This is a genomic window from uncultured Paraglaciecola sp., assembly GCF_937123705.1.
GTDB lineage: Bacteria > Pseudomonadota > Gammaproteobacteria > Enterobacterales > Alteromonadaceae > Paraglaciecola.
In genome coordinates this window covers 22710-41048 of the sequence record NZ_CAKZKO010000098.1, presented here as the reverse complement: position 1 = coordinate 41048, position 18339 = coordinate 22710, and the positions used below count along the sequence as shown (strand labels likewise).

Below are 18339 nucleotides of genomic sequence, written 5' to 3'. Positions count from 1 at the left end.
TCGTAGCTTAACGTCTACATCTTATCCATCGTCTCAATGCCCAACAGATCTAACCCTGATTGCAAGGTTTTGGAGGTCAACTGCGCTAACATTAAACGGCTATTTTTAGTCTGTTCATCTATTCCCTCTTTTAAAATAGGGCAAGCTTCGTAGAAACTCATAAACAAACTCGCCAGCTCATAAATATAAGTACAAAGCACGTGAGGGGTCGCTTCCGTTGACACTTGTTTAATGGCTTCGACATATTGCATTAACTTGACGGCTAATAGTTGTTCTTGCACTTCTTGAAGTTGAATGTTGGCGTGTGAATTAACCGCACCAGCCTTTCTGAAAATACTTTGAATACGAGCGAAAGCATATTGCAAATAAGGTGCGGTATTGCCTTCAAAACTGAGCATAGTGTCCCAGTTGAAAATATAATCTGTGGTGCGGTTTTTACTAAGATCGGCATATTTAACCGCGCCAATACCTACTTTATTAGCGATAATTTTACGCTCTTGTTCAGACAAATCAGATTCACGTTGATTAATTAGTGCTTCAGCCCTTTCAATGGCTTCATCTAATAACTCAGCCAATTTCACTGTGCCACCGCTGCGCGTTTTAAAAGGTTTGCCATCGCTGCCTAACATCATGCCAAAGGGGCAATGTTCGTAGGTTTGTTGTTCAGAAATAAAACCTGCATTTCGGGCCACAATTTCGGTTTGCTTAAAATGCAATGCTTGGCGAACATCGGTAAAAATCAAGGTGCGGTCGGCATTTAATACACCATTACGATAACGAATAGCGGCCTGATCAGTAGTGGAATACAAATACCCACCTCCAGATTTTTGCACTATGTAAGCCGCTGGATTGCCGTTTTTGTCGGCCATTTCTGGCAAAAAGGCCACTTGTGCACCTTGGCTTTCGACTACTATTCCTGACGCTTGTAGCTCGGAGACAGTAGTCGCTAAATCTTTGTTGTAAGCACTTTCTCCCATCACATCGCTGCGTTTAAGGCTGACATTGAGTTTTTGGTACACATCTTCACTATGGGCGATGGACACATCTATAAAGTTTTGCCAAAGCTGTAAACATTGTGCATCGCCGCCTTGTAATTTCACCACATAATCACGGGCACGATCGGCAAAACCTTCTTCATTATCAAAACGTACTTTAGCGGCTCGGTAAAAGTCTTCTAAATCGGATAAGGCGGTTTCTGCTACTTCATTCGCAGCAAGTTTGTCATTTAAATGCGCCAACAACATGCCAAATTGTGTACCCCAATCACCCATGTGGTTTTGGCGGATCACTTTATGGCCTAAAAATTCTAAGGTTTTCGCCACTGAATCACCAATAATAGTGCTACGCAAATGACCTACATGCATCTCTTTAGCGAGATTGGGCGCTGAGTAGTCAATGACCGCTGTTTGTTGTTGCTCGGGATTAATACCAAGGCGGCTATCTGCATTAGCAGATTCTAGTTGCTGCGCTAGCCACTCGGGTTTTAAATGAATATTAATAAAACCTGGTCCGGCAATTTCGAGCTTTTCTACTTCTGCATCCAAGTCAACGGCATCGACAATTTTTTGCGCTATATCTCGTGGGTTTTGTTTTAATACTTTTGATAATGCCATCGCCCCATTAAACTGGTAATGCCCAAAACCTTCGCGGGTGCTACGACTAAGTGGCGCCGGTGAATCTTCTGGTGCACCTATAGCGGTAAGTGCGGCTTTAAATTTTGCTAATAAATATGTGTGTAGGTTCATGTTTGCTCTTGTGTCTTAAATGCTACAGGCTGTGGTAAATACCGTGTTAGTGCTCACGAGTAGTGTGAAATTCAATATCTGGGTAACGCTCTTGAGCCAGACTCAAGTTAACCCGAGTTGGCGCGATATAAGCTAAGTTATCACTGCCATCTAGGGATAAATTGGCTTCTGCTTTACGTCTAAACTCGTCAAGTTTTCGAGGATCGTTTGACGTTACCCACTGGGCGGTATACACGTTGATATGCTCGTACATGGCATCAACGTTGTATTCACCTTTTAATCTGGCTACCACAACATCAAATTGCAGTACACCCACAGCCCCCACTATCAAATCATTGTTTTGCAATGGTCTAAATACTTGCACTGCGCCCTCTTCAGCTAATTGAATCAGGCCTTTTTGTAATTGTTTTTGTTTCAGTGGATCTTTTAGGCGTATTCGCTTAAATAATTCTGGGGCAAAGTTAGGAATACCGGCAAAACGAAATTTTTCCCCTGAGGTAAAGGTATCACCAATTTGAATCGACCCGTGGTTGTGCAAGCCAATGATGTCACCGGCGTAAGCTTCTTGCAGGAGTTCGCGATCCCCCGCTAAAAAGGTTAAGGCGTCGGACACCCGCACATCTTTGCCTATACGGGTTTGATGCATCTTCATGCCTTTTTCGTATTTGCCCGACACTATGCGGCAAAACGCAATACGGTCGCGGTGTTTAGGATCCATATTGGCCTGTATTTTAAATACAAAACCGCTGAATTTAGACTCGCCAGATTCGACTTTACGTTCACTGGTTTCACGGCCTTGGGGCAAAGGCGCCCATTCAACTAAGCCATCAAGCATATGGTCAACACCAAAGTTACCCATAGCCGTACCAAAAAACACTGGGGTGAGCTCGCCAGCTAAAAATTCTTCGTGATTAAATTCGTGAGATGCCCCTTTCACTAACTCAAGCATGTCTCTAAGTTCATCGGCATAACTGCCAATGGCTGTGTCCAATTCTGGATTATCTAATCCTTTTATTACACGCAACTCTTGAATGGTGTGACCCATTCCCGTTTGGTACAAAACGGTTTCATCGCGAAGTAGATGGTATATCCCTTTGAATTCCTTGCCCATGCCAATAGGCCAAGTAATAGGAGCACATTTAATATTGAGTACGGTTTCTACTTCATCTAACAAGTCGATGGGATCGCGGGTATCCCTATCAAGCTTGTTCATAAAAGTAATAATAGGCGTATCTCGTAAACGGGTGACATCCATCAACTTAATGGTACGGGCTTCTACACCTTTAGCCGCGTCTATTACCATCAAACATGAATCAACAGCCGTTAACGTACGATAGGTATCTTCTGAAAAATCTTCATGGCCTGGTGTATCTAACAAGTTTACTGTGCATTCACGATACGGAAATTGCATCACAGAAGTGGTAACGGATATCCCCCGCTCTTTTTCCATCTCCATCCAATCTGATTTGGCATGCTGACCGGACTTTTTACCTTTTACCGTACCGGCTTTTTGTAAAGCATTACCAAACAACAATACTTTTTCGGTAATAGTGGTTTTACCCGCATCCGGATGCGAGATGATAGCAAAAGTGCGTCTCTTGTTGATTTCATTGATAAAATTGCTATCACCCATACCTTCAAAATCCTAATTTGTACTTAAATTTGTACTTGTTTATAAAGTTACCCCCTTGGGGGACTGAAAAGCGCACTATTCTACAGAATAAGCGCCACGCTATACATTATTGCGCCAAAACCTTGTCCAGCTCGCTTAATTGCTGCTGATAGGTTTCTGGGTTTTCTGTTTTAAACTTCTCTAAGTTCAGGAGTTTCCATTTCACCGATGGAAAATCCTGAAAATCATAAATCGACCAATCTGGCTCTAAGCTATTAAAGCTTTTTAGAAACACTTTATCGCTTTCATTCAAACCGACTTGTATCGTTTCGATTAATTGAAGCCTTGTGGCTTCATACTCATCGTAACTAAATTCTATTGCGCTCATGCCTTCAAACTGATTCTCAAATGCCATGCGCTGATCGAGCAAATGCGGATTTAACATTTCATGGGTCGGGCGATTACTACTCACCAGCCCAAATAAAAACCCGCGTTTAATCTCATCCGTAAAGCCTTCGTTATCTAACAGAAGTTTTACATCAAATAAATCTCTTGGGTGCTGCCTGTCTATGGCAGCACAAATTTTGCCGCCGTATAGCTGTGCTAATGGCACAAGCGGCATCGCACAAAATACGTCAAACTGTTGTTGAGCAGTTTCACATAGTGACGCTTTGGTAGCCCCACCTATCAAGCCACGCCCCACCATATTCACTTCAATCTTGATCATCACACCGCGCTCATCAAGCTGGAGCTTACAGACATTCTCCTTATGCTGAATGCGTATCGATGGGCGCAAGCCCTCGATACGTTCTTTAATGCGAATAAGGGCTGCGTTAATGCCATCCAGCGTTTCATTACGCTCGGCTATTTCAACGTAGGTTAAGTCGATATCAACCGATAGCCTTGGCATATCACGCACAAAAAGGTTGATTGCCGTGCCACCATGCATGGCAAAACAGGCCTCTTTAGCGACCTCTGGCAACACATCCAAGAGCAGATTCACCTGTTTTGTATAGGCGTTATTCATGCCGCTGCCTCTCCATTGATTGAATCGAGAGCCTTGGGAACAGTTATCTGGTATTTCGCAACATAAACGCCATCACTCACGATGGCGCGCTTGCCTGAACCCAAATCGACGTTATCCAGATCGATATAACTGAGCCATTCATGACCTGCTTTATCTGCCAAATACAAAAACAGGCGCTTCACCTTCACAGAACTGCACTCTTCCAATAATTTTTGCACTGTCGCTGGCCGCAAATTATTCAAGCCTTCCATAAGCTCAAACACTTCCATAAGCGGCTGAGACTTTGGCGCTAAATATAAGCATTCCATCACCGCGCGTGCGGGGCTGGATACTTTTACCTTAAAACTCTTATGGTCGATCTCTACCAAGCCTAGATTAGGTGGCAAAAAGCTCGTCATCTTGCTCTCTACACTTAAACCCCAATCCCGCTTTTTAAACCAAAGCGGCAAGCTTTCATCTTTACCGCCAAAAAGCTGCACCTTCTTGGTAGAAAGCTCCAAATAATGGGCTTTCCCCTGCAAGGACAGCGCCGTTTTAGCCGCTGGATGCGTAAAGAGGCCTAGTTGGGACTGCAACGCATAGATGCCGCCCAGATAATCCACCTGATCACCATGGCGTATCAAGGCACCTGTGCCGATAGAATCAAACCACTGGCTTTTCTTGTACTGCTTTTGTAAATCGAGGCTATAGCCCTGATCAGTCAACCATGACGAAGAGAGCACTATGCCTGAAGGCTGAGTGCCAAGCAGAGTGTTTAATTTTGACTCTCTCTCGGTATTCATACTTCCAATATATCTGTTTTTTTAAACCATATCAATAAAAAGGTTTAATTTACCTATTATTTAGGTATTTTAAATACCCAAATATTATTATTTTTAAACAAACTCAGACGATATCATCGTCAACACTGCCTTTGCCCTTGTGACTGCCTAGGCGCAAGAGCAGCTTTTGAGGCTCAGTTTGGCTCAGCAGGAGACAATACAAGCGAAGCATGAGCGGACTAAGGCCAACAGGCCGTTGAGCCTCAAAAGCGCGGCTGATGAAGCCCCCACCTTAGCAAGGGCTTCATCTATTTAGTGACTCCAAAATACGTGTACTTCTTGGTATCCAGTCTCAACGGTGAAAACATCTCCGCTTAGTTCCATATCACGCCCCATCTTTTCGTAATCGATATAGAAGGCTAAATGCTCAGGCACTTCGCTGGTCTCGGTGGTTAGCTCCTCGGCATAGTCTGCAAGGGAGTTGTAACAGCCGTTATAGTTTTCTTCTAAGGCTTTTTGGGCATCTTCTAAATTGTCGCCAAAATAGGCTAATACATCGCCTGCAACTTCTCCATGCTCTTCCAAGAAACAAGCCACGTCATGCACGGATTCCAGCCCTTCATATTCGCTGACCTTATACGCTCCAAAACCTTCATAATCATGGATTGCATATTCTTCTGCCTCCTCGTCCAGTGGGGTAGCTTTTAACATCTCGTTTACTTGATCTTGCATTTCGTCCAGCTCTAACGTGGCATCGATCCAGACCCCATGCAGACAACCATTGTTGTAAGCCGCCAAATCCGCAACATATACTCTTAATTCTTCGCTCATGTCTTTTCTCCTATATCTTAAAAACACACCCCTTTTGGGGTTGAGAAACCCCAGAAAATGAGCGAGCAGGAATGACAATGGAGGCGAGTGTAAAATCTCATGTTTTGGCGTAATCCAGACAGGGGGAACCACCCAGTCTGCACAAGCCTGCTTTAGCTTTTGGCGCGGAAGGCTGGGGGATGTCTTGATGGAGACAAGTTATGTGATATTTTTAGGTCTACCCAAAAGGGGAAACCAATCTATTCAATGCGAACTCGCCAATTATTTCATGGTGAGTTCCTCAGTATTTTCTTTATACGGGTCGTTGCAGGGTATCCCTGCTGGAATGGGGTATCGGAAAACGCATGAGTGTTATCCATGCGGTTGAAGCAGGGGAAAGCCGTTTCCCCATAAATTATCTAAGAAAATAATGTGACAAAGCTATCTTTCGCTACAAATAAATCATGAGGCGTGTTCCACCGCTCTCCTTTACAAAAAATGCACAACAATACCAAACAGACTTTTAATCAGATTTAAGCACACAGATATTAGAAAACTCGCAAGCTTGCCTAAATATTACAGGCAAGCTTTTCCTCTGCCGTTGCAACCAAAGGTGCGGTTTCACATCTATGAACTGACCTCTCTCCTACAAAGATCGTGATGGCACGGTCTCCAAACAAAGGAGAGTAAAATGAAACTACTAACAAGATTTGAATTAGCCGCAAAAAACAAAAACGAGCTACATATTTTATTACGAGAAAGCTTCAACGAATTGGCTAAAAGCAATGCCAACACCCACGAGCGCAGAAACGCTCTGGCATCTATCGAAAACATTCAACGAGAAATCAGCTCAAGGGTTCTACGCCCTTGAGTTACTTTCAATTGCCCAAGATCAGAGGAATTGGCTTCAATTCCTTATTTTTATACAAAGGATGTCCGGGTCTACCGCTTTTCAACATGGTCAAGCATTTAGGCTTCCGCAGTAATGGTAATACAGCCAAGTCCCTATCAAGATAACCGCCATCATCACTCCAAGCGCAAACGGTTTCCGATGCTTCACCGCTCAATTTTCTGAGGTATTTATCATTATCGCTTCCTACTGGGTCTGAAACTTTATACAACTCAGACGGATCAGTTGAACGATAAGCAAATAAATTGGCAATTACCAAACCGCCATACCCCCAGCGTTTGGCGTAATTTATACAAACACGCGATGTATTATCTTCGGTTTCATGGTCTGCCGTTGAAGGATTAAGGCAGATAAATAATACCCATGGCCTATTGGTATCCCAGACTCTGCGAAGTTCATATCGGTATAAACCACATTCAGAAATAACTGCGGACTTCTCCAAAACCCTTACCTCAAGTATTTGCTGTTGAGGAATATTTCAGCCCTGAGAATTGAGATTCCATCTTTTCAATAAATTTTGGTGTATTACTAACTCCCCAGTTACGTGCGATATAGTAACCCTGCCCATCATAATTAAACTCTGGGGCTCGGTTAAACCTATACTTTGAATAGCGCCTTTCTGTTTCTGTCATTTCATCGGGTCGCTTCAACAATTTGAAACTGCAAGAAGTGTCTTCCCGCAACATTTCAAAGACTTCTTCATCAATCAGCCCCTTGGATTCCAAAAGCATGACTGTATGGTATCCAATATCGGACTTTTTGAATTCACTCTCAAAGACTTCATCTTCATATGAAATTGTAAATAGTGATCTGTCTTTCTTAGACACCCGAGACACACGCTCTTCTCTTCGCTTCTGTTTAACTTCAATTTGATAGCTTTCTGCTTCAGGAAGAGGAATAATTTGATCTGCACTGAGAACCAACTTGTCATCGATCTTATGCAGTGACAGACGAACACAGCTAATATCTAAGTCACGATCATTGAGCCACAAAACTGATGTAGTAATTTCTTTCGAAAAATTGGCTGAAGCAAGTACAATACGAACATTCTGAGCAAAATCATCCTCTCTGGGCGATTCCCACCCTAGAAATTCGCACATTCTGGCTTCAGCATCTAAATCCATTGAATTGCTGGTTAGGTATTTTTGAAACGCTACCTTGGCTTGATCCCAAGTCATATTTGCAACCATGGCCGCATAGCGGATAGCTTGCAGTTCCATATGCCCACCATCATCGGTGCGCTTTAGCTCAATAACGACAAGATTGGCATCTCTATCGATTGCCAATAAATCGACGCGTCGTCCACTTTCATCCCAGTCACCAAATTCCTCGGCGATTATCAAAACGTCAGGATCGATCACCTCTACATTGGCCTTTAGGAGCCTTTGAAGATCGCGTCTCTCCCAAAAGTTTTCTTCTTTGAAACTCGTAGAAACCAAAGGCGAGAGCCCATCATCTGTTATTTGATATAGACTCATACCACCTTCCTTCGCGGTATATAGATATTATTCACTTGCAACCGCCTCTTCGCCGTTTGGCTCGTCAGCCTCGTCCTTTGCCACACTCTTATAGTGGAAGTTTGTAAGCTCGGATGTCAGGAAATTGTCCATTAATAGCTGTATAAACAGATCCTTCGACACCTTTGTATCTAAATGTATTTTGTCCTCTGCGTCATTAAATCGAATCCGGCCTTGTAATTGCGGAAATGTTTTACAAAACTGAATTATTCGAGAATTATCAATATTGGCGCGTATCACAGGTGAAGACTTTGCAATTTTAGTAAATTTCCGAGCATACTTAACGTCAGTAACCAGTTCACTAAGCGTGTCGATATTCTCAATGATTTCCATTGTATCTATAGCTTCAATTCCAAGCGCGGCCTCTCGAATGATTACATCATGAAAACCAAACGCCTTTTCTATAGCGCCAAGATCGACTACGAATAGCTCACCAGAAATCTTCATCAACTGAAAACCTGCGCTGATTCGCACAAATTCGTCGTCAATTCTCTTAAACCTCTGATTATCCTTTTTCATAAAGAAGCTAGATCTCCCGAATATATTTACGGGAGCCATCGATTTGTACAATACGATCTGGTGGGTATTGTTACCAATCTCAATCAGAAGTGACTTAATGCGCGAAAGATCACACTCTGAAAAATCAAAAAGAGGAATATCATCACTCTGGATAATTGTATCCATTGACATCAGTTCAGAAGGAACCTCCAAATCGTACAAATAGATTGCATTTGTGCGCTCGTCTGAGGAAGACAGATTCAACACTGTTAGGTCTTCTTTCTCAGTGACATTTTCCCTAAGACTTCCAATGAATAGGTTCTTGAGATCATCCAGAGAATCTCCTTCAATATCGAGTTTTTTGGGTTCCAGCTCACCATCACCTTTCAGCAATACGTAGACAGCAACGCCAATCTCATCGACTTGACTATAAACCTCTTCAAGGCTTTGTTTTAATTCTTCCTCAGTCATTCCTTAACCTTCTTAACGTAGTAAATTCTTTCGTCCAATTTTATATATTCAACTTTTTCACCTCGGGACAACCTACCTCGACAAATTAAGATCATTCCATCCCTGTCGCCATTCTTGAAATTCCCATCTGCCTCATAGATATGAAAACCTAACAGTGCCAGCGATGGATTCGCATAGAACAAATCAGTTTTTATATAGATGATACCCATAACGATCAGAAGAAGAGCAAGTACGATCATTTGTCTGACACTACCAAAATCAAAACTTATTAAAGGCACCACATAGGTCGCCAAAAACGTGAGGTGTTCATAGTTAATCCCCTGAATCTTGGTAATCTCAAAGGGGATATCAGTCGCACCGTTCAGATCAAAGCTAAACCTCTTGTACGCAATTACACAGTACACCAACATTGCAAAACAGACGCAGGAAACAATATTGCTTGAAACTAGATAGTCAATTCCAACCGGCTTACAGCCATCCCCAAAACACATGGGAATGTTCAAGGTAATAATAATAAAAAAGACAAACAGCAATGCTAGAGATAGTATATATAAATCAATTTTTCGTCTTATCTCATCCATATTCTTCCCAATCATATCTATCATTTGTTCTTTAAACGAATGCCGTGCTCAAAATCGTCGCAAAGCTTATCTACGAGATCTTCCGTCTCCTTAAAGAAAAAATCTCCAACTTTTGATCGATACAATGCTCGGTAACGCCGGTATATTTTAGAAAAGTCTTGGGATATCTCGTCCTCAGACACATTTGACTTTATTTTCACCACAAGTCTCTCGCCTTCAGGTGCCTGCCTAACATACTCAAAGAAATCCTCGATCTTACTTTCGAATTCCTTGATCAAAGATCCTATCTTTTCCTCTTTCTCATTTCTAGCCGCAATAATCGCAAGAATGTCATACTGACCTCCCGGCCCCGTAACACCACCTGTAGCGACCTCTGTGGGCTTCTTCTTTTTCTTTTTAGTTTCCTCTGCAACGACTTCAACCATTCCAATCTGATTGTCGAAGTACACTTCGATTGGGTCTTTTACATCTTCACTACGGTGAAGCATATTATAAAGAGTGTTGAATTTACGCCAAAAAAACAGAAAGCTTGATTCGCTGTATTTAGCATCCAAGGCTATAACAAATTCAATGCGATTCAGTATGGTGAAGTACTGTGCTACTTTAGCTTTGGTATCTGATGTGCGCTGGGGATTTGCTTCGACATACTTCTTAAGGCTACTTTCAAAGTCCAGATATGACTCAGGCTGTTCTCGCTTAACAGGGTCTTTATAAATCCCCATAAATACATTGAAGAATTTATCATATGTATCTGATTTGTTGAGCTCAGAAAGGAGAATATCAAGCACTTTTTTATCCCCAAAAGGATCAAAGTCGCTGACGACAACGTCTGAGAAATGCTCAAATGCATCTTTGATGTTCTGAACGTTTACATTGTTATACGAGAAATCGACAATCTTACAGTCATTCTTATGTTTGGCCGTTCTGTTAACTCGGGATATCGTTTGTATAGCGCTGATGCCACGAATTTCCTTATCTAAAAATAATGTATGCAGTTTCTTCTCATCGAAGCCAGTTTGAAGCTTGGCTACAACAATGATCAAGCCGTTCTTCTTTAGCGCAAAGTTCTCCAATACTTTTTCTTCAGATAAACCCTCATTCAAGCCAGTAGCACTTTGCTCGTCCTGATTGCTTGAATACACTATATGTATTGGCGCTTCGGAGTATTTCTCATACTTTGGCAGCTGAACCAGCTCTTTAAAGTATTTGGTTATTGCTTCCTTGTAGGCAATAGCTGATTTAATGGAATACACGGCAAGCATGGCTTTACCTGTACCACGGATTTGACGATAAACATCTTTTACCAGAAGGTCAGCTACGTATTTAGATATCGCGTCTATACGGTCGCGGTTCTCATATACTTGCTTCTTTTGTGCATCCTTAAATTCTTTCTCGGTGAAGCCTTCAAGAGGGTTAGAAGGAAGGTCGAATAACATTTTGGATGCCACAGGCACAATGTTTTTAAGCGGATTGAGGATAAACCCATCTTCAATTGCTTCTTTCATGGTAAAGCTATCAAATGGTCGCCAAAGCTTTTCGCTTTCTGCATAGCCGCTAAATTCACCAAAACGTGCCAGCGTGTGATCATCCGGTGTAGCGGTGAAACCGACAATTAAGTTCTTCTTCGTTGCCTTCCCAGCATAAGCTTCGCCATCAAAAGGACTTTGCAATTCGTCGAAGATACTGACCATTTCTTCATGCTGGTCACCACTATTAGAGCGATGTATCTCATCGATAAGAAAAACGATACGCATTTTGGCAAGCTTTGCTAAAACACTCGCATCCATCATCTCTTTAACGGCGCCGAACTTCTGTAAGTTAACAATCACAATTCGACTGTCAGAGGCTAAAGCATTTTGAAAGGTTTTCTTGTTCGTAGCCTCAACCACCAAGCGCTTATCAATATTCATGTTAAGCATTAATGAGTCTATCTGGCTACGAAGCTGCAATCGGTCAACGACTATCATGACCTTGTCGTAAACGTATTGTATATTGCCATTTTCGTCTGGGCGACGAAGATCTTTTAACTGAAGCGCCGACCAACCGATAATATTTGACTTACCAAATCCTGCTGCATATTGCATTAATAGCGAATAAACATTTTTGTTATTTGAGTAGGCTTTGCGCTTTTGGAGTAGCTCGGATTTTTTAGACTCGCTTACCCCTGTCAATTGTTTCTCTAATAGTTTTTCAAAGTAGTCTGGGTCTTGCTCATGGTCTAAGAATTCATCTATCTTAGCCATAATTTTATCGGTACCAAACTTCTGTTTTGGTCGTGGAGAGATCAAAAACCCGGGCTCATTCTTTACTTCTTTTACGCCTTTTTTAACGTGTACGTCACGCTCAATAAAGTTGTAGTAAAGGACTTCCTTCTCTATCATGAACTGACTATACAGAGCGTTGAACAGTTCTTTTAACTTACCTTTTTTATCAGCTTCAGGGTTTAACAGCGGGTACAGCTTAAATACACCATGAGCCTTCTTTTCTATCTCTTCTCTGTCAAACTTACCTTCACGGCAGGTTGTGAGTATTTCGTCAAAGTAGTCGGCAATGGTGCGAATAACATAAGTTTCACCAATATCCGTTGTGGTGATATGTATGGCTTTCTCGAAAACCTTTAAGAAGTCTTTGCGCTGTGCAAGCTTTTCATTCTCACTCAACATATCATTACTATCGACATGCTGGTGATAGGTTTTTACCGCTTCAAAGTAGTCTTTTATGACCTTACCGCGCCCGTTTTTACTGGCGTTTTGGCTGGTATAGTTACTTTTTAGTTCGCTATAACCAAGGTAGATACCATTTACAAAAAGTACGATATCAGGCCGGAATGAGAATATCTGCTCGCCCTGAAATTTAAACTTATAAGGCAGCTCCTGTACAACAGAAAAGATATTCTGTTCAAATAAATTGTTGCCGTGAATGACGCTGTCACTGGGATAGAATAAATGAAGCTTTACACCTTGCAGGGTAATCGACTTATTCGCGTTGATAAACAAAGCCATATTTCGGCTGCTACCGATTCGCTCTTGAATTAACTCAATGAGTTCTTTAAGTAATAGGGCTTTATCACCCTTATACTTTTTTAGTAGCGTATCGTAAGCCTTTTTGTTGAGATCAGTGTCGCTGATAAAAGCTTCTAGGTCTTCTTCAATTATCAGGGAGTTTGTTACGGTGTTGGCTTTGACTTCATTGTAACCAAGGTCATTGCAGAAGAAGGGAATCAAGAACTTATCTTGTAGGTGTAGTTCATTCATCTATTGACTCCTTCTGAAATTGCATTTTCGTCTATCTGAATATTCCCAATAACCGCATCATTTATTAAGGCCAGCCTCAACTCTAGTTGCTTTTCTATTTGCCGTTCAACTTTGTCGATAAAATCGTCTGTCGAGTTAACTTTTAAATCTAAATATTTGACTATATTTTCCTGTTCATCTCTGGGAGGGAATATAAGTGGAGCATTAAATATCAAACCTTGATTGAGCAGCTTTGCTCCATATATATTTTCCTTGGCTGCCAAAACTAGCAGTATTGGTAAGGCATAATAAAAATAATCAAGGTTTACGTTCCTATCCTTCTCAATTGAAATTATCGCTTCGTTTGTAAATAAGTCGCATCCAGCAAATGCAACCTTACCTACCGACAATTTAAAACTAAACAAAAGAGATCCCTTGGGAGTTATAATTATATTGGAATCTCCTATTGCTTCTTCGCTGAGTTTGTTTTTAGATTCAGATACATATTTTTGATTCATGTCACCAATTGTGACCCAAATATTATTCCCGACATAACTTGAATCGCTTTTTGTATTTGGCGTCCAACCTGTATGGGTTTTACTGAATATCTCTTTAAATCTTTTTAGTTGCCAATGTGTTGGTATTCGTTCAAATCCAACAATTCCAGTATCATAAGTTTCAACAGACGGGTTTAATCCTGTAAATATTGTCTTCCTTATAATATTTTCTTTTAGTTTTCGGTAGAGTTCTATTTTTCTTCTAAGCAAGCTAATTTTTTTATCTATTTTCGACGTCTTGACATCTATATAGTCAGATATTAAGGATTGTTCTTTTTGTGAAGGATATGGGACAGTAATAGCTCCAAGCTTGTCAAAGTAAAGACGCAAACGCATGTCCATGATGCCACGAGAATTTTTACGGAATATCTTTTTAGCTATTTCAGTTCTAAAAAGATAAGCAAAGTACCTTGGGTCAATATCTTTGCTTACCTGTCTCAATACGTCATAGGCAGGGCTGGTAACACCTTCATACTCAGATAAACCTACTGATCCCATCCATGCCAAAAGCTTGTTCACAACAATATCGTTCTTTCTGACAATCCAATATCCATCGGTTGAACTAGCTTTGTTCCCTCTTGCTTCCAAGTCTTTGCGTGGTTTTACCCCAATGCCTGCATATACAGAAAGCAGCTCATAATCATTGTCTGCTGGGGCAGCGTCGGTTACTAACCTAAAAATATCTTTTACGCGTTTTTCTTGCCACTCACTAGGGATAGTCTCTGACCATTCGCCTTCGGTTTTTTTATACGAATCATAGGTTTCTGAATGCAGCTTCATAGTGAGATAGCCTCATCCAGTTGTTTCAGCTCTTCCTCAAGCGCTGCTATTTCCTTTAAAACATCTTCAACACTGTGTTGCGCCTCTGGCTTGTAGAAAATCTTATTAAAATTTATTTCCGCGCCGATCACATTCTCAAGATATTCAAACGGCTTGCTGATGTACTTCGTCATGAAGGCTTCAATGGCTTTCTGGTTCAAATCGGGGTCTTTGTTAAAAGGAATCACTTCGTAATCTTTTTGGTAGTCAGGAGTTAATTCAACTGATATTTCGATTCGCTGTGCTAGTTTTTTGGTAGCCTTTTTAAATGTGGCTTTGATGACAATTTTTCCACAGCCTAATGCTTGAATTGAACCAGTATTATGATCTTCTTTTATAAGGGTTTCTTGCTCATCATCGTAGTGGTAGATATTTTCGCCAGTTGTGACTTTGAGCGGCTGCTCTTTATAATTCAGGCTGGCAACAAACGGTTTGATATCTTGTTCAAAATACTCCTGCAATGAGACATAGGATTCTTTATCAAATTCTGTAATAGAAAACTCAGTAAGCTGTTTGTCACCATCGGTTAAGGAGGTCACATTTAATACCTGTGACGTAGCCCGCTTCATTTCGCCCGTTTTTTTATTTTCCTTCACAGGCAGGTGTGACTCAAAGCTTAAACCGTTTTGATCAACATTGGTTAGCATGATTGCTTGTTTGTTGAAATAGAAGTGTTCTTTTTCAAAGACTTTGGTGAAGTCACTGTCTTGATATTCCGTCAATGCCTTTACAACTTCAGATCGCTGAGTTTCGGACACTTCGCGTTTCTTTGAGCCTTTGCTTTTCTTTAATTCTGTCCATTTCTCACTTGCATTAATTAGCAAGACGTTGTTTTCACTGTCTGGAGATCTGTTTTTGTTCAGTACCCATAGGTATGTATGAATGCCAGTGTTAAAGAACTCGTCGGTGGGAAGTTGGATAACGGCTTCGACCAATTTACTTTCTAGCATCCATTTGCGGATGTTACTTTCAGCCGAGCCAGCGTCGCCACTGAATAATGTCGAGCCATTATGAACAACAACGCCAATACCATTTGAATCTAGCTTGGAGATAAGGTGTTGCATAAAGAGCAACTGCCCATCTGATATGGATGGCAAGAACTTAAAACGTTCGGTTTTATCGTTTTGAATATCTTTAGAATAGCCTGACCAACTCACACCGTAAGGCGGATTTGCAATAACCACATCGAACTCTTCGTTGTCGAACTTATCATCGACTAGGGTGTTGCCATGTTCGATTTTTGAGTCTGGGCGGAATCGACTTTCTATCTTTGCCAGGGCATAAAGCGCGTCGTTCCAGTCCTGCCCGTAGGTTTGCGTTAAGCGTTTAAATTTTTTGTTAATACGATCTTCAACACCAAACAGCATGTTTCCGCCGCCGCAAGTGCAGTCATAAATCTTAAGTAGTTTATCCGACTCATCAATTTTTGAAGCCACAATATCACTAATAAGCGCAATAACATCATCGGGGGTGTACTGCTCCCCAGCGGTTTCTGCTGAAATATCAGCCCATTTACGTTTGATGTGCTCTTCTAGGGTGGTGATTTCAGAGTTATTAAAAGGCTTTAAGTCAATTTCAGCCCAAAGCTTGGTGTAGCCTAGCAATACCTTCTTGGCCTTTAGCTTGGCAATCACACCTCGAATATCGAGAAACTTCTCACCTTCAACTGCATCAACACCAAGCAGATCTTTTGTTTCACCATCGAAACCATGAAGGTAAGCATCGAAGTCAATATCAAAAGATTTATCATTTTTACAAATATCCGCTAAGGATTGGTTTTTCTCAAAAATAAAGATGTTATAGCCTTGGCCTTTATCTTTGATGAGATCATAGAGGTCTTCTTGTTGGATCTCTTTAAAAGCTACTTCGCCAATTTCTGCTTTCAATTCGTCAAACATACGAATGAGTCGACTTTCAATCATAACCAAAGCAAAGAAAGGCATCATAAATGATGGCCACTCTGATTCTTTAATACCGCTGCCACGCAGAAGGTCGGCGGTCGCCCAGATTTTTGATTCGTATTGCAGAATATTCATTTAACGCTTCTCTTCTGTTTTTCTATCCATTTTTCAATATCAGATCGCTGAAAACGCCAGCTTCCCCCGACTTTAAATCCGGGCAATTTACCTTCGGCAGCAAGTCTGTAAGCCGTCTTTTCGGCCAGCTTTAGATACCCAGCCACCTCTTTCAAGGTCAAGATTTCATCAGTCATAGCTTTACTCACCAAAACGACATTGAGAGAATAGAGGAATATTGGGTAATCAACAACGATAAATAGCTTTTACAATCCAGTTTTCTTCATTAGATTGTTTGGAAAAAAACAATAACTTAGGATCATCTATTGGAAAACGGAACACCTCATACGCCAACCAGCCCCACCATTAAGCCTAGCGATGCCGTATCGTGGGTTTCATGTGCTCAGAGAGTCTGGCTGGATAACCGTGGTAACTTTGACGTTGAACCGACCGAAGACGAATTTGAGCAACTGGTTATTGAGCTTGGCTTAGTCCATGAAAAGGCTGTACTAGACAGACTTAGCCAAGAATTGGAAGTGCATACTGCCACCTCACCCGAACATACTAAGCGGCTAATGGACGAAGGTGTAGACGTCATTTATCAGGCGCAGCTCATAGATAGTGAAAATGGCTTTGTGGGATACCCGGACTTTCTCATAAGACATGAAAGCGGTGAATATCAGCCTGCCGATGCCAAACTTTCGCTTACTGGCGACAAGAAGGAGATACAGGCGCAACTTGGTCTCTATCGGCGTATTTTAGCTACTGATCTACCAGCTATCACCTTTCTAGGTGATGGCAGCACAGGTGAGATAGGCGACGAAGCGAATGCCATCACCAATCAGTTCGTTATAGAGATGCGAGAGCTTCTTGCAAGTGACACTGAGCCACTGGTTCGTTATAGCCATAGTAAATGTCGCGCTTGCCCGTACTATTCCCATTGCAAGCCCACTTTCGAAGAGAACGAGGAGCTTTCTCTACTCTATGGCATACAGGGGCGTGCAGCTATTGGCTTGGAAGCTGCTGGTATAGAAACAATATCAGAACTCGCCAATACTGATCCTGCTACTATCCCTGATATTCCATATCTTAAGGGCTTCGAAAAGAAGAACCGCGCCGTTTTGCAGGCTAAGTCATACCTAACTGGTGAAATCCACCAAACTGCCACAGTTACCTTGCCTGAAGGCCACTGGGTTCATTTCGATATTGAAGACAATCCACTGACAGGCTCAGGTGATAAACATGTTTATCTGTGGGGGTTTCTAGTGCCTGAATATCAAAATGCCAATTTTGAGTACGTATGGACGGATGATGAAAGCGAAGACAAGAAAGGCTGGCTGGGTTTTCTCGCTCAAATTGAACAATACCGTGAACAGTACCCCACCTTGATAATTGCTCATTACTCCCAGCATGAACGCTCTACCATTCGCAGCTATGCCAAACGCTATGGCATGGAAGATAACGAAACTGTTCAATATCTTCTTGGTGACGATAGCCCTCTATTTGATATGCAAAAACCTGTACTGGAAAGTCTGGTATTGCCATTACAGGGCTATGGACTTAAAGACATCTGCAAGCATAAAGACTTGGTGAACTTCCAATGGGAAGATGATAGCTCAGGTTCGCAATGGTCAGTTGTTCAATTCAATAACTTCCTTAGTGAGCCTGACCCTGCGACTAAAGAGAGTTTAAAAGTCGATATTCTTGGCTATAACCGTGATGATGTTATCGCTACACGAAGGCTGGAAGAGTGGCTTAGAAACAATTTTATTGCCTAGCGTTC

15 protein-coding genes are annotated in these 18339 nt (G+C 41.6%); 2 read left to right on the top strand and 13 right to left on the bottom strand.

What is annotated here, in order from left to right; translation table 11 throughout:
- Positions 1-14: 14 nt before the first annotated feature.
- The 5 genes from argS to Q0688_RS13095 all read right to left on the bottom strand — a co-directional run bounded on the left by argS (position 15) and on the right by Q0688_RS13095 (position 5976).
- Complete coding sequence (gene argS, locus Q0688_RS13115; RefSeq protein WP_299077321.1) at positions 15-1745, bottom strand: arginine--tRNA ligase; 1731 nt, start codon at positions 1743-1745, stop codon at positions 15-17.
- A gap of 46 nt (positions 1746-1791) precedes the next feature.
- Positions 1792-3378 carry a peptide chain release factor 3 gene (gene prfC, locus Q0688_RS13110; RefSeq protein ID WP_299077318.1) on the bottom strand — a complete coding sequence of 529 codons (1587 nt, stop codon included), beginning with the start codon at positions 3376-3378 and terminating at the stop codon, positions 1792-1794.
- 106 nt (positions 3379-3484) lie between these two features.
- The gene (locus Q0688_RS13105; protein ID WP_299077315.1) at positions 3485-4384 is read right to left on the bottom strand and encodes a nucleotidyl transferase AbiEii/AbiGii toxin family protein; all 900 of its coding nucleotides are present in this window, start codon (positions 4382-4384) and stop codon (positions 3485-3487) included.
- The gene (locus Q0688_RS13100) at positions 4381-5166 is read right to left on the bottom strand and encodes a type IV toxin-antitoxin system AbiEi family antitoxin (protein WP_299077312.1); all 786 of its coding nucleotides are present in this window, start codon (positions 5164-5166) and stop codon (positions 4381-4383) included. The genes Q0688_RS13105 and Q0688_RS13100 overlap by 4 nt, the downstream gene beginning before the upstream one ends.
- Before the next feature lie 291 nt (positions 5167-5457).
- Positions 5458-5976: an antirestriction protein ArdA gene (locus tag Q0688_RS13095; protein ID WP_299077309.1), complete on the bottom strand. Its 519-nt coding sequence runs from the start codon at positions 5974-5976 to the stop codon at positions 5458-5460.
- Between the two features lie 670 nt (positions 5977-6646).
- Between Q0688_RS13095 and Q0688_RS13090 the strand changes: the two genes are divergently transcribed.
- Positions 6647-6826, top strand: a complete 180-nt coding sequence (locus Q0688_RS13090; protein ID WP_299077306.1) for a hypothetical protein — start codon at positions 6647-6649, stop codon at positions 6824-6826.
- A gap of 7 nt (positions 6827-6833) precedes the next feature.
- Here the strand turns inward: Q0688_RS13090 and Q0688_RS13085 are convergent, their stop codons facing one another.
- From Q0688_RS13085 to Q0688_RS13050, 8 genes are read right to left on the bottom strand one after another with little or no spacing between them, the layout of a single operon-like run.
- The gene (locus tag Q0688_RS13085) at positions 6834-7307 is read right to left on the bottom strand and encodes a DUF1643 domain-containing protein (protein WP_299077303.1); all 474 of its coding nucleotides are present in this window, start codon (positions 7305-7307) and stop codon (positions 6834-6836) included.
- Between the two features lie 10 nt (positions 7308-7317).
- Complete coding sequence (locus Q0688_RS13080) at positions 7318-8343, bottom strand: hypothetical protein (RefSeq protein WP_299077301.1); 1026 nt, start codon at positions 8341-8343, stop codon at positions 7318-7320.
- Between the two features lie 27 nt (positions 8344-8370).
- The gene (kwaB, locus tag Q0688_RS13075) at positions 8371-9351 is read right to left on the bottom strand and encodes an anti-phage protein KwaB (protein WP_299077298.1); all 981 of its coding nucleotides are present in this window, start codon (positions 9349-9351) and stop codon (positions 8371-8373) included.
- Complete coding sequence (kwaA, locus tag Q0688_RS13070; protein ID WP_299077295.1) at positions 9348-9932, bottom strand: anti-phage protein KwaA; 585 nt, start codon at positions 9930-9932, stop codon at positions 9348-9350. Before kwaA ends, kwaB begins: the two co-directional genes overlap by 4 nt.
- Before the next feature lie 20 nt (positions 9933-9952).
- The gene (locus tag Q0688_RS13065) at positions 9953-13186 is read right to left on the bottom strand and encodes a DEAD/DEAH box helicase family protein (RefSeq protein ID WP_299077292.1); all 3234 of its coding nucleotides are present in this window, start codon (positions 13184-13186) and stop codon (positions 9953-9955) included.
- On the bottom strand, positions 13183-14502 hold the full coding sequence (locus Q0688_RS13060; RefSeq protein ID WP_299077289.1) for a restriction endonuclease subunit S: 1320 nt from the start codon (positions 14500-14502) through the stop codon (positions 13183-13185). The genes Q0688_RS13065 and Q0688_RS13060 overlap by 4 nt, the downstream gene beginning before the upstream one ends.
- The gene (locus tag Q0688_RS13055; RefSeq protein ID WP_299077286.1) at positions 14499-16577 is read right to left on the bottom strand and encodes an N-6 DNA methylase; all 2079 of its coding nucleotides are present in this window, start codon (positions 16575-16577) and stop codon (positions 14499-14501) included. Before Q0688_RS13055 ends, Q0688_RS13060 begins: the two co-directional genes overlap by 4 nt.
- On the bottom strand, positions 16574-16753 hold the full coding sequence (locus Q0688_RS13050; protein WP_299077283.1) for a helix-turn-helix domain-containing protein: 180 nt from the start codon (positions 16751-16753) through the stop codon (positions 16574-16576). The genes Q0688_RS13055 and Q0688_RS13050 overlap by 4 nt, the downstream gene beginning before the upstream one ends.
- Positions 16754-16882: 129 nt before the next feature.
- On the opposite strand from Q0688_RS13050, the gene Q0688_RS13045 reads away from it, so the two are divergent.
- Positions 16883-18334 (top strand): TM0106 family RecB-like putative nuclease, encoded by a 1452-nt coding sequence (locus Q0688_RS13045; RefSeq protein WP_299077280.1) that lies wholly within the window; start codon positions 16883-16885, stop codon positions 18332-18334.
- The last annotated feature ends 5 nt before the right edge of the window (positions 18335-18339 follow it).